This is a genomic window from Rhizobium sp. 18065 (assembly GCF_902706095.1).
GTDB lineage: Bacteria > Pseudomonadota > Alphaproteobacteria > Rhizobiales > Rhizobiaceae > Allorhizobium.
This window is the reverse complement of record NZ_CACSJP010000004.1, coordinates 161,412-173,950: the sequence shown is the minus strand read 5'-3', so window position 1 is coordinate 173,950 and position 12,539 is coordinate 161,412. Positions and strand designations below refer to the sequence as shown.

Genomic DNA, 12,539 nt, shown 5'->3' with positions numbered 1-12,539 from the left:
ATCGCTAACACGGCAACAGCACCGGGACGTCAGCATGGCGGAATCAAAACGACATCGGGACATACTGAATCTTCTGCAGCAAAACGGCACCCTCTCGATCGCCGAGCTGGCCGGTCGCCTTGGTGTATCGTTCGAAACCGTCCGTCGCGACTTGCGCCCGCTTGCCGACAGCCACGCGATTGTTCGGATGCACGGCGCCGTCGCCCTGCCCTCGATGCTCGGCGAGGCACCTTTTGAACGACGCCTGCGCGACAACCCCGAGGCAAAGAAAGCCATTGCCAGGGAACTCGCTGCAACCATCCGCGACGGCGATTCCATCATGCTCGACACGGGAACGACAACGAGCATCCTGGCGCGCGAACTGCTCGGTCACCGTCGCCTGACAGTGATCACCAACTCGTCCGACATCGCCAGAACATTGGCGACCAGCAACGAAAACCGGGTGTATATGGCCGGCGGCGAACTGCGCTCGGACAATGGCGCCGCGTTCGGCTCGACAGCGATCGACTTCATCGGCCGTTTCCATGTCCTGCATGCCGTAATCTCGGTGGGGGCCGTGAGTGCCGGTTCGGGCATACTGGACTTCGACTTCGAGGAAGCCGAGTTCGCCCGGACGTTGCTGACCCGCGGCGACAGGCGGATCGCAGTCACCGACCAGAGCAAATTCAATCGCAGTGGCCTGGTCAAGGTTTGCGACTTCAGCGACCTGACGCATCTCGTCACCGACGGCACACCGCCCGCCGATATCACCGGCGCACTGGAAGCAGCGGGGGTTGCCTGCACCATTGCACGGCCGTGCTAAACAACGGTCGCGACATCCGACAACGATATCTGGGAAAAGGCCCAACCAAGCGTTGCTTTGCGGTGGCTCTGGTGGCAGGGATGTCGTAAGATCTCCACAAGTGTTGCCCTCCGCGGCATGGTCGCGCGCAAGGCAGTTGGTATTGGGAATGATGCCGGACGAATTCATAATTCAGATCTTGCGTTTACCGCGCTGGCTCAAGCGCTGTGTTGCGCTAGTAGTCGATATGGCGCTCTGCTCGTTAACGGTATGGTTTGCTTTCTGTTTTCGACTGGATCAGTGGGTTATCTTGTCTGGCGTGCAATGGTTGACCATTCCCGTCTCAATTGCCATTGCCATCCCAATTTTCATCAAACTCGGACTGTACCGCGCGATTTTCCGCTACATCGGATGGGCCGCATTCCTATCGATCTTGAAGGCGACATCGCTGTACGGCTTGATCTACATGACCATATTCACGACGATCAGCATTCCCGGTATTCCACGCACCGTCGGCATCCTTCAACCACTGCTTCTTCTGCTTGCAGTCGGACTATCGCGTCTCATTGCCCGCTACATGCTCGGCGATTCCTATCGCCGAATTCTGCGGAGTGAAAATCAATCGTATGTCCTGATCTACGGGGCGGGCACGATGGGTCGTCAGCTTGCAAGTGCACTTGAAAACGGTGCCGATCTGAAGGTGAAGGGGTTTCTGGACGACGACCAGAGCCTACATGGTTCGATGATCGGCAGTGTACGGGTTTACGATCCAAAACAATTAAACGCTCTCGTAGAAAAGCTTGACGTTCGAACTGTTCTTCTGGCGATCCCCAACATATCGTCCGCCAGACGCAACGAGATCATCGAAAGCCTGCGCGGCGCTCACGTTGCCGTCAGGCTTGTGCCGAATGTCAGCGAACTCGCACAGGGTCGTGTCAATTTTTCAGATTTTCACGAACTCGACATCAAGGATCTACTGGGACGCGAGGCAGTCGCTCCAAACCCGCAACTCCTGAGCCGCAACATTGCGGGCAAGACTGTGATGGTTACCGGCGCGGGTGGTTCGATCGGTAGTGAACTCTGCAGACAGATTATGGCCGTGGGGGCCGATCGATTGCTCCTTGTCGAGCAAAATGAATATGCCCTCTATGCGATTCACGCCGAACTCACACGTGACTATGGCGGAAGGGCCGATGTAATACTGCCGTTGCTGGGTTCCGTGCGCGATCGCCGTCGCATCCGCGAGATCCTGCAATCCTGGCCAGTCGACACAATCTACCACGCAGCCGCCTACAAGCACGTGCCGCTGGTTGAACACAATCCGATAGAAGGCATCAAGAACAATGTCTTCGGCACCGAGGTAATGGCGAAAGCCGCCATTGAGATGGGGGTGCCGCAATTCGTCCTGATCAGCACCGACAAAGCCGTCCGCCCGACCAACATCATGGGTGCGAGCAAGCGCATTGCCGAAATGCTGCTTCAGGCCCTGGCACAAAATTGCCGGACCACCACATTTTGCATGGTTCGTTTCGGCAATGTGCTGGGCTCGTCGGGATCCGTCGTCCCGCTTTTCCGCCAACAGATCCGGAGCGGCGGTCCCCTTACCTTGACCCATCCTGAAATTACGCGCTTCTTCATGACCATTCCCGAAGCCTCGCAGTTGGTAATTCAAGCTGGCGCAATGGCTGAAGGCGGCGATGTCTTCGTTCTCGACATGGGCGAGCCGGTCAAGATCATCGACCTAGCGCGCCGGATGGTCGAACTTTCCGGCCTGACGGTCAGGGACGACCAGCATCCGGATGGTGACATCGCATTTGTCATGACGGGTCTTCGCCCGGCTGAAAAGCTTTACGAGGAATTGTTGATAGGCGACAATCCCGGACCAACGTTGCATCCGCTGATCATGAAAGCGCGCGACGAGTTTCTTCCATGGAAAACGCTCGAAGAAAAATTGCGGCATTTGGAGCAGACGATGGATGCCGGCGACGCAGCAGGAAGCCGGGAAATTCTGTCGTCACTGGTAACAGGCTATCGGCCAAGTGCCGAAGTCGTTGACCTCGTTGTCCTGCGCAATGCCGAGCAAACCGAGGACTCCACAGAACTCCCCAATCCCGACACCACCAGCTACGGACGGCTGTGATGGATCTGGTTACCAGAGAAATGTCTCGCGCGCAGAACCACGCCATCCACGCAGCTAGCCGGTCACCCGATTGGACGGATAACGTCATCGACACGATTGACGGCAACTCCCAAAAAGTATGACGGAAACGCGAGATCGAATGTGACGCCTAAACGTTGCAACGCCATCCTGGGACGACTAAAACCGCAATCGATTGCTAATACACGCAACCGACATTATGACATGGCGATCCCGGCCGGAGAGCCGGGCAAGAACTGAGCGAAAATATGAAAATCGGCATCTATGTCATAAATCTCGCGCGATCGCGTGCACGCTGGGATGGCTTGAGCCAAAGAGCATATGAACTTGGCGTAACTCTTGAGCGCGTCGAAGGAGTCGATGGCGCGGCCCTTGCAAAGGGCGCCCGTAGTGATCTCGATATGAAGCATTTTCTGCGCGAGAACGGACGGACCGTTTTGCCTGGCGAATATGGCTGCTATCGCAGTCACATTCTTGCTGTCTCGACCTTCCTAGCCAGTAACTATGATGCCGCGATCATTCTGGAAGACGATGTCGAGTTGGCAGTAGGCCTTATCGAGAGGGCAATTGCCATTCGAGAAGCCATGCCCGATGCCGATTTAGTCAAGCTACTCAATCATCGGACGAAGTGGTTCCGCAAAACAGCAACCAGCCGGCTGGGCGACGAGATTGGGCGTAGCATCCACGGCCCGCAGGGTTCCGCCGCGTGTTATCTCATCACCCGCGCTGGGGCCGAGAAAATCCTGAAAAGCATGCAAGTCATGCGTTATCCCGTGGATGTCGCCCTCGAGCGTGGCTGGCATACCGGTCTTGCGGTTTTCACCGTGCGCGACAACGTGCTAAATCTGAGCCCAGCGAGCAAGACGACCGAAATCGCCACGCGTGACGACTATCGAATAGGTAAGTTCCGTGGCCCTCGTCGCACGATTACCCACCTCCTGCGCGCCTTAGACTACATCCGCAGGATACGATATTGCCTATCTTGAAACGAACCTCAGCGATCATGAGGCTAGAACAGGCCCCCTATCTGCCGTACATAGTCTCTATACTATGGGCATTTTTCGCATCCGCAATGTTGCTGGAGAGCGACCTCTACCGCTACGCGGCAATCGCCCTACTTATTTTTTGCTGCATGTTTCATCGGGACGACCTGAACCTCGTCAAAGGCGACTGGTTGGCTCAACTATGCGTCATCTGGGCGGTTTATGCGTTTCTCCGTTTTTCCTGGGGCATTGCGGCCTATGGCGAAAGGGGCGCATCCGAATGGCTTTACGTCTTTCCACTATTGATCCCATGGCTTGGCGTCTGTCTATATGCGACGCGTGACCGTATCTTCGCTGCAGTAACATTTGTGATGGTTGCGGGTTTCATCGGTCTGCTTTTGACGCTGGATTTCCCAGCACTCATTCACGGCGAACGTTTCAGCCCGCTTTATCATCACAATTCCATCCATGCCGCAGTCGGCTGCGGACTGCTGTTCATTTCCTGCGTCTACTGGCTGGCCTATGCTGCGGACACAAATGCTCTGAAAACCATTCGCGGAAAAGCTCTGGCGGCCATCGCGATCACAACTGCCATGCTCTGTCTCGTCGGCATCTTTGCCGCCAAATCCAAAGGTGTATGGCTGGCTTTCTCGCTTGTATTCGGCTTCATGAGCGTCACGGCTGTCATCCACTATGGTCGCCGCCGCATGCTCGTTGCTGGTGCTCTGGCTCTGTTGCTCTGTTTGCTTGCAGCTTTGGCCACTTACGACAACATAAAGCACTATGCCGGCCCGACGGTATCCGCAGCGCTGCGCCTTTCCGAGCAGGCCGTGAGCCAGGAGGAAATCGAAACAGCCATGGAAAACTCCGTGGACAAGGCAGACACACCAAATTCGATGCGCGAGCGCTTAATGCTCTGGACTAATGCCATCGACATATTCCTCGAAACCCCCCTCACAGGGTCCGGGAACCTTTGGCTGGAACGCTGGCAGCACGCGAAATACGCAAACGTCCGGTTTACCCTGATCCACAATGGATACCTCGAAATCCTCGTGCGTCACGGCTTGCTGGGAATGGCGATGCTGCTGGTCTTCGTTGCAACTGCCTTCTTCCGCATCAGGCTGGCATGGAAACGCGGCCTGATCCCATCCAGTCTGATGCTTTATCTGTTCAGCATGAGCCTGTTTTTCTTCATCACTATGGCCTCGAATTCGAACAACCGCATCGCGATCGGAGAAAGCTTTTTCCTGCTGGCCGGCGCTGCGGTCTTTGCCATTTCCATCATGCTCCGCGCCGATGTTAAACCATCCGCGCCTAAAACAACTGCGTGACCCCATGCTGAAGCGTCTATTCGACTTCCTCGCCGCGCTCTTCGGACTGATCATAGCAAGTCCGATCATGGTGATCCTTGTCGTCATTATTCGTCGGACATCTCCTGGCCCGGCCCTTTTCGTTCAGACAAGAGTTGGGCGCGATGAAGTGCCCTTCACCTGCCTGAAGTTTCGCACCATGGCGACGGGCACGCCCGACGTTGCCTCACATGCCGCGTCCACAAGTTGGATAACCCCCACCGGTCGCTGGCTGCGCGCTTACAAGCTCGACGAGCTTCCGCAACTCATCAATGTGCTGAAAGGTGAAATGAGCCTTGTCGGCCCAAGACCCTGCCTGCCAAATCAGGCGGATGTGATTGCCGCACGCCGTGCCCAGGACGTCTTTTCGGTTCGTCCTGGCATTACGGGGCCTGCCCAGGTTGCTGGCATTGACATGTCGGAACCAGCACGCCTTGCAGCGGCAGACCGAAGCTACGTTGAAAACCAGACTTTGATCGGCGACATCAAGCTGCTGTTCCAGACTGTGCTTGGTGGCGGCCGAGGCGACGCGGCGACCCGTTGACAGTCAGAACAATCGGAACTGGCCTGGCTCTTGCATGACCTTTTTTGGCCCCCGATTTATCAGATGCGCATAATCGAATACTCTACCCAATAGAGACTGATTCGAAAAAGTCTCGCAGGCTAAATGATTTAGCTGAGGTGCGGATATGGAACGGCAAGCAGACTTGGAGACCTGGGCGATGGTCCGGGCTCAACAGATTATCATGCATCATGGTGCCAATCTCGTGGTTTCAGCCCAACGACTGGATCACAAGAAAACGACTGCGAACACTTATGCCCTGCGGGCAGCCATCATGAATTCACTGATCGAGGCGATGTCCACGCCTCCAGCGAAACCCGGCACCGAAACACACCACCCGAAAGCCGGCGTCGCTTCCTTCTAGATGCCGACGCAACCTGCTCCACCTTGATCGCCTCGGCGATCCGTGACAGGTTTTGAGCCATGCGAATATTGCTGGTGGAAGACACACACGACGTGGGAGAGGCGATCAGTCGCCGGTTCGAGACGACCGGTCATACGGTCGATTGGCAAACGGATGGCCGTGCCGCCTCGGAGATCCTCGATTTCACCGACTACGATCTTGTCATCCTTGACGTGATGCTGCCCGGCCTGGACGGTTTCGAAATCCTCAAGCGGCTGCGTCAGAACCGCAATGCCGTGCCCGTGATGGTCCTGACGGCCCGCTCGGAAATCGATGACCGCGTCAGTGCCCTTGATCTCGGGGCGGACGACTATCTGGTCAAACCTTTCGACTTTCGCGAACTCGAGGCCAGAGCGCGTGTCTTGTTGCGCAGAAGCTCCGGCGGCGAGGCGACCAATGTGATTGCCTGCGGCGACGTCATGCTCGATCGCACCAATCGGTCGGTTCATGTCGGCAAGCGCGAGGTCCAGCTTAAGCGCCGCGAGATGACGCTGCTTGAAATCCTCGCCTCGCGTCCCGGCCGCGTGTTCAGCAAGGACCAGTTGCTCGATCAGATTTTCGGCTTCGACGAACCCGCCGGGCCAAACGCGATCGAACTTTATGTCGGCCGGCTGCGCAAGAAGCTGGAAGGCGCAAGGGCGAGAATCGTGACCGTGCGTGGCCTGGGTTATCAACTGGTGTCTGATGACGAAGACTAGACGCTCGCTCTTTTACCGGCTGGTCGTCCGCGTCGCCCTGGTTCTTTTCTTTGGCGCCGCCGTCCTGATCACGGCTGCATGGTTTTATGCCAAGGCTGCGGCCGACGAAGCCTATGACCGGTTGCTACAAGGAGCAGCGATCCAGATTCTCGACGGCCTGTCCGTAGAGGACGGGCGGATCGGCATAAACCTGCCGCCGGCCGCCTTTGAACTCCTCGGCCAGGCCCCGCGCGACCGGATATTCTACCGCGTCGTCTCGCCGGATGGATCGACGCTGACCGGCTATGACGATCTGGCGCCGTCGGCCGATCTCACCCCGGCCCGTTCTGGTCCCGTCTTCTTTTCCGAGGACTACCGCAACGTACCATTGCGCATCGGCATTGTCGGCCGCGCCATCAGCGAAGCAGCAGCCGGTGGCTGGGCCTATGTGCTCGTCGGGCAAACGACCGAGGCTCGAAAGGAGTTCGTCACTGAACTTACCACCCGCGCGCTCGTCATTGTCCTGATCATGAGTGCGCTGGCGCTCGCCGGTACGGCGCTTGCCATCCGCTATTCGCTGCGCCCCGTCAATCAGCTCGGCGATATGCTGCTGCGCCGTGATCCGCAGGACCTGACACCGCTATCCGTCGCCGTGCCGGGCGAACTCTCTCCCTTCGTCGATTCCATCAATCACTTCATGCGACGGCTCGATGAACGCGTCCGCCTGCTGCAGCGCTTCATTGCCGACAGCGCCCACCAGATCAGGACCCCACTGACGGCACTGTCAGCCCAGGTCAGCCTGATCCACGAAGATGCGCTCTCCGACAATGACCGGCGCCATCTGGAACGGGTCAAGGACCGCGCCGGCGAACTCGCCCATTTCACCGGACAGTTGCTTAACCATGCCATGGTCATTCACCGCTTCGACAGCGCGCAACTGGGTCCGCTCGACGTCACCGAAATTGCGCGAAAAGCGTTCCGTGCCGCTGTGCCCATCACCATCGATCCGGATACGGTCGTATCGTTCGAAGGGCCGGACGAAACCTTGGTCGTGCTCGGTGATGGCCTCAGCCTGCGCGAGGCCATCGTCAACATCATCGACAACTCCCTGCGCCACGGCACCCGGTTCAAGCTGGATGTGCGTGTCCTCAGACGCGGCAATTTTGCTCTGGTCGAAGTTGAAGATGACGGACCCGGCATCCCCCCGGCCGACTGGGGTCAGGTCACCAAACGCTTCGTGTCGTCGAAATCAGGCAGTGGCAGCTCCGGCCTTGGATTTGCTATCGCCTCGGAGGTCGCAATTGCCTTGAGGGGCGGCCTCTCCTTCCGCGAAAAGACGCCGGAAAAAGGCTTTACCGTTGTCCTTGAATTGCCGCTCCAGGCAGAGACCATAAGCTGATGCTCAAGAAAACCCTTTTATGCGCCAGTCTCATCCTTTGTATGCCCAATCATGCCACAGCGATCGAGGGTGAGAAGACCGTCTTCCAGTCGCCCGGCGCTGAAAGATCCCGGCTGGTCATCAACGGCGTGACCGACGCCGATGCCATCAAACCGCTGATAGAGGATTTTCAGCAGCTAGCACCGGACGTCACCGTCGAGTTCAACGACTACGTTTCCAACGATCTTTTTCGTGAGGCCGAGCGGGCTTGCAGCACCGGGCAGAATTACGGTGATCTGCTGATCTCATCCTCGGCAGACCAACTCGTCAAACTTGCCAATGACGGCTGTGCCATTCCTCATAGTTCCGCAGAGACCGATGCGCTCGCAAGCTGGGCGAATTGGCGAAACGAAGTCTTCGGCTTTGTCTTCGAGCCCGCCGTCATCGTCTATGATGCATCGCGTGTTCCGCAAGCGGATGTGCCGCGCAGCCATGCGGACATTGCCGATCTCCTGCGCCGCAAGCCGGAGGACTATCGCAACCGGATCGGAACCTACAACATCCAGCTCTCCGGCGTGGGATACCTGCTTGCCTTTCATGACGCGCTTCAGGCGCCAACAATCTATGGCCGATTGCTGGAAAGCTTCAGTCGCGCCGAGGTCGTAACAGGGTGTTGCAACAACGAGGTGCTGGATCAGATCGCCAGCGGGCGCTTGCGCATCGCCTACAATATTCTCGGCTCCTACGCCTATGCGGCCTTCTTGAAGAACCCGAACCTGCGCGTCGTCATACCGCGCGACTATGCGCTGATCCTGCCGCGCGCAGCCCTGATCCCCGTAAAATCGCAGCAAACCGATCTCGCCCGCCGCTTTATCGATTATCTTCTCTCATCCCGTGGCAAGAGGGTTGCGCGCGAAGAGGCCTTCTTCCTCTCCGAAGATGACCCATTGCCCGAAGGTGTCGAAGGCCCGGCCTCACTGATCGAATCCGGTATTGGCCGTCCAATCCGTATCGGACCGGCATTGCTGGCAGCCCAGGACCGCGCCACGCGTGAACGCTTCATCCGCAACTGGACGGCCCTGTTCACAGCGCCGGACCCATGAAAGAAACAAGGCCCGGCACATGGGGCCGGGCCTTGCAGGAATGACCGAGGACGTCGATCAGTCCTCCTCCTGGAAAACCTCCTCGCGCTTCTTCTTCACGCTGGGCAGGAAGACGATGATCAGCACGGCGAGCGCGATCAAAAGCAGGGTGGCACTGATCGGCCGGGTCACGAAGGTTGACGGATCGCCACGCGACAGGATCATCGCACGGCGCAGGTTTTCCTCCAGCAGCGGCCCGAGAACAAAACCGAGCAACAGCGGCGCCGGTTCACAGCGCAACTTGACCAGCATGTAACCGATGAAGCCGAAGAAGGCCACGGCATAGAGGTCGTAGATATTGGCGTTGACGCTGTAGACCCCGATCGAGCAGAAAGCCATGATGATCGGGAACAGCACGTAGTAAGGGATGGTCAGCAGCTTCACCCAGAGCCCGATCAGCGGCAGGTTCAGCACCAGCAGCATCAGATTGCCGATCCACATCGACGCAATGATACCCCAGAACAACGCCGGCTGTTCAACAGCGACATTGGGGCCGGGCACGATGCCCTGGATGATCATCGCGCCAACCATCAGCGCCATGACCGGATTGGCCGGAATGCCGAGTGTCAGCAGCGGAATGAAGGAAGTCTGCGCGCCGGCATTATTGGCCGATTCCGGACCGGCGACGCCTTCGATGGCGCCGTGGCCGAATTCCTCCGGCGTCTTCGACATCCGCTTTTCCACGGTATAGGAGGCAAAAGACGCCAGGATCGCGCCGCCCCCCGGCAGGATGCCAAGTGCGGAGCCAATGCCCGTGCCACGCAGAACGGGCCAGAACATCCGGCGGAAGTCATCCCGTGTCGGCATCAATCCGCTGACCTTGGAGATAAGAACCGTGCGGTTCCGGTCGCTTTCCAGGTTGCGCAGGATTTCCGCGACCCCGAAGACACCAACGGCCACGGCGACGAAATTCAGGCCATCGGCATATTCCGTAATCCCCATGGTGAAACGCGGCGTGCCGGAATAGATGTCGGTGCCAACGAGACCGAGCAGCAGGCCGAGCGACACCATGGCCAGCGCCTTGATGATCGAACCATGCGCCAGCGCAATGGACGACACCAGACCGACGATCATCAGCGAGAAATATTCAGCAGAGCCGAACTGCAGTGCGATAGCGGTTAGCGGCGGGGCAAAGATCGCAACCAGGAAGGTGGAGACTGTTCCGGCGAAGAAGGAACCTATAGCTGCAATTGCTAGTGCCGCCCCCGCCCGTCCCTTGCGGGCCATCTGGTAACCGTCGATTGCAGTCACCGCGGATGATGATTCCCCCGGCATGTTGATCAGGATCGCGGTGGTCGAGCCGCCATACTGCGCGCCATAGTAGATGCCGGCCAGCATGATCAGCGACGAGACCGGTTCAAGCTGGAAGGTGATCGGCAGCAGCATGGCAATGGTCGCCGTCGCGCCGATGCCGGGAAGCACGCCGATCAATGTGCCGAGAATGACACCCACCAGGCAGAAGAAGAGATTTTCGATCGAGCCGGCCGTCGAAAAGCCAAGCGCAAGATTATCGATGAATTCCATGTCGGGACCTCAGAAGCGGAGCCAGGGGCCGAAACGCTCGAACGGCAGGCCGAGGCCATAGCTGAACACGAGCACGGAGAAGAAGGTGATGCCGATCGCCAGCAGCAGCGCCGCCGGCACGCGCAGCCGCTCGGACGCGAAACTCGCGATGAAGGCCGCGACGAACAGCGCCGGCACGAAGCCCGCACCACGCACCAGAAGCCCGAAGACGACCGGGGCAGGCAGGATGAACATCATGCCGCGCCAGGCAACCGGCCCGATCGGTTCACCCTCGACGCGGGTCGCCTGAACGAGAATGACGATCCCCAGCAATGCGAGGATGATTGCCAGCACCAGCGGGAAATATCCCGGCCCCATGCGGAAAGCGGTGCCGAGTTCGAGCTGGAAGGATTGATAGGTGAAGAACAGGCCGAGCCCGATGAAGAGCAGGCCGCAAAGCGCATTGGCTGGATCGAGACGAACAGATTTCATTGGGTCCCCCGAAATGAATGGTTCCGCGACGGGGTTTGGCAAGCCCCGGCGAAACGACTGGCGGACCCGGCCAGATGACCGGATCCGCGCATGCTTCGACTATCAGGTCTCAGTCGGCGTACTGGCCGGCAGCTTCGATGACAGGCTTCCAGCGGGCAATTTCACTTTCGAGCTTTGCCTTCAGTGCAGCCGGTGTCACATCGGCGTCCGGCGAAGGTGCCGTGCCGAGTTCGGCAAAGCGGGCAACCACGTTCTCGTCGGCCAGTGCCTTCTTCAGCGATGCATTGAGCTTGTCGATTGCCTCGCCCGGCGTGCCCTTCGGCACGTAGACGCCGTGCCAGATGCCGACCTGGAAATCGGCCAGTCCGCCTTCAGCAGCCGTCGGCACATCCGGCAGCACGTCGAGGCGCGCTGGCGACGTCACGGCATAGGCCTTGATCGTTCCGCCCTGGATCTGTTTGGTCGTGTTGGTGGTCTGGTCGCACATGATATCGACCTGGCCACCGAGCAGATCGGTCATCGCAGGCCCGGTGCCCTTGTAGGGAACAGTGACCAGCGGCGTTTCGATCTGGCTCATCAGCAACATGCCGCAAAGATGCGAGGCAGCCCCGATGCCGGCATTGGCGACGGTCACTGTGTCCTTGTTCGCCTTCACATATTCGACCAGGCTCTTGAGATCGGCTGGCTCGAAATCCTTGCGCGCGACGATCGTCATCGGCACATCGGTGACAAGGCCGACATAGTCGAAGGCATTGAGCGGATCATAGGCGAGCTTGCGGTACAGGCTGGCAGAGGTTGCCATGCCGATGTGATGCAGCAGCATCGTATAGCCGTCCGGCTCGGATGAAGCGACGCGACCGGCACCCAGCGTGCCACCGGCTCCACCGACATTTTCCACCAGGACCTGCTGGCCGAGATCCTTGGACATGGCTTCCGCCACGAGGCGGGCAACGGTATCCGTCGGACCGCCGGCGGCAAAGGGCACGACCATGGTGATCGAACGCTCAGGATAACCCTGGGCGGATGCCTGTGCGGAAAAAAGCGTGGCGGCAATGGCGGTTGCGCTGAACAGCGACTTCAGAAATGTCATCGAATCCTCCCGATATGACGT

The 12,539-nt window shown here is 58.6% G+C and carries 12 protein-coding genes; 9 read left to right on the top strand and 3 right to left on the bottom strand.

Going from position 1 to position 12,539, the window contains the following annotated elements; all coding sequences use genetic code 11:
- The first annotated feature begins 34 nt into the window (after nt 1-34).
- The 9 genes from GVK95_RS12025 to GVK95_RS11985 all read left to right on the top strand — a co-directional run bounded on the left by GVK95_RS12025 (nt 35) and on the right by GVK95_RS11985 (nt 9,394).
- Nucleotides 35-802 (top strand): DeoR/GlpR family DNA-binding transcription regulator, encoded by a 768-nt coding sequence (locus GVK95_RS12025; RefSeq protein WP_159949863.1) that lies wholly within the window; start codon nt 35-37, stop codon nt 800-802.
- Between the two features lie 148 nt (nt 803-950).
- Complete coding sequence (locus GVK95_RS12020; RefSeq protein ID WP_159949861.1) at nt 951-2,921, top strand: nucleoside-diphosphate sugar epimerase/dehydratase; 1,971 nt, start codon at nt 951-953, stop codon at nt 2,919-2,921.
- 266 nt (nt 2,922-3,187) lie between these two features.
- Complete coding sequence (locus GVK95_RS12015) at nt 3,188-3,925, top strand: glycosyltransferase family 25 protein (RefSeq protein ID WP_159949859.1); 738 nt, start codon at nt 3,188-3,190, stop codon at nt 3,923-3,925.
- The gene (locus GVK95_RS12010; protein ID WP_159949857.1) at nt 3,913-5,253 is read left to right on the top strand and encodes an O-antigen ligase family protein; all 1,341 of its coding nucleotides are present in this window, start codon (nt 3,913-3,915) and stop codon (nt 5,251-5,253) included. The genes GVK95_RS12015 and GVK95_RS12010 overlap by 13 nt, the downstream gene beginning before the upstream one ends.
- Nucleotides 5,254-5,257: 4 nt before the next feature.
- Nucleotides 5,258-5,815 (top strand): sugar transferase, encoded by a 558-nt coding sequence (locus GVK95_RS12005; RefSeq protein WP_159949855.1) that lies wholly within the window; start codon nt 5,258-5,260, stop codon nt 5,813-5,815.
- A gap of 145 nt (nt 5,816-5,960) precedes the next feature.
- Entirely contained in the window at nt 5,961-6,197 is a 237-nt protein-coding gene (locus tag GVK95_RS12000) for a hypothetical protein (RefSeq protein ID WP_159949853.1), read from the top strand.
- Nucleotides 6,198-6,256: 59 nt separating this feature from the next.
- Nucleotides 6,257-6,934 carry a response regulator transcription factor gene (locus tag GVK95_RS11995; protein ID WP_159949851.1) on the top strand — a complete coding sequence of 226 codons (678 nt, stop codon included), beginning with the start codon at nt 6,257-6,259 and terminating at the stop codon, nt 6,932-6,934.
- Entirely contained in the window at nt 6,921-8,312 is a 1,392-nt protein-coding gene (locus GVK95_RS11990) for a sensor histidine kinase (protein ID WP_200844271.1), read from the top strand. Before GVK95_RS11995 ends, GVK95_RS11990 begins: the two co-directional genes overlap by 14 nt.
- Nucleotides 8,312-9,394 (top strand): ABC transporter substrate-binding protein, encoded by a 1,083-nt coding sequence (locus tag GVK95_RS11985; protein WP_159949847.1) that lies wholly within the window; start codon nt 8,312-8,314, stop codon nt 9,392-9,394. The genes GVK95_RS11990 and GVK95_RS11985 overlap by 1 nt, the downstream gene beginning before the upstream one ends.
- A gap of 57 nt (nt 9,395-9,451) precedes the next feature.
- Here GVK95_RS11985 and GVK95_RS11980 read toward each other — a convergent pair whose 3' ends face one another.
- The 3 genes from GVK95_RS11980 to GVK95_RS11970 form a co-directional block, all read right to left on the bottom strand.
- Complete coding sequence (locus GVK95_RS11980; protein ID WP_007599456.1) at nt 9,452-10,957, bottom strand: tripartite tricarboxylate transporter permease; 1,506 nt, start codon at nt 10,955-10,957, stop codon at nt 9,452-9,454.
- Nucleotides 10,958-10,966: 9 nt separating this feature from the next.
- Nucleotides 10,967-11,428: a tripartite tricarboxylate transporter TctB family protein gene (locus GVK95_RS11975; protein WP_159949845.1), complete on the bottom strand. Its 462-nt coding sequence runs from the start codon at nt 11,426-11,428 to the stop codon at nt 10,967-10,969.
- Nucleotides 11,429-11,537: 109 nt separating this feature from the next.
- Complete coding sequence (locus GVK95_RS11970; protein WP_159949843.1) at nt 11,538-12,518, bottom strand: tripartite tricarboxylate transporter substrate-binding protein; 981 nt, start codon at nt 12,516-12,518, stop codon at nt 11,538-11,540.
- Between the last annotated feature and the right edge of the window lie 21 nt (nt 12,519-12,539).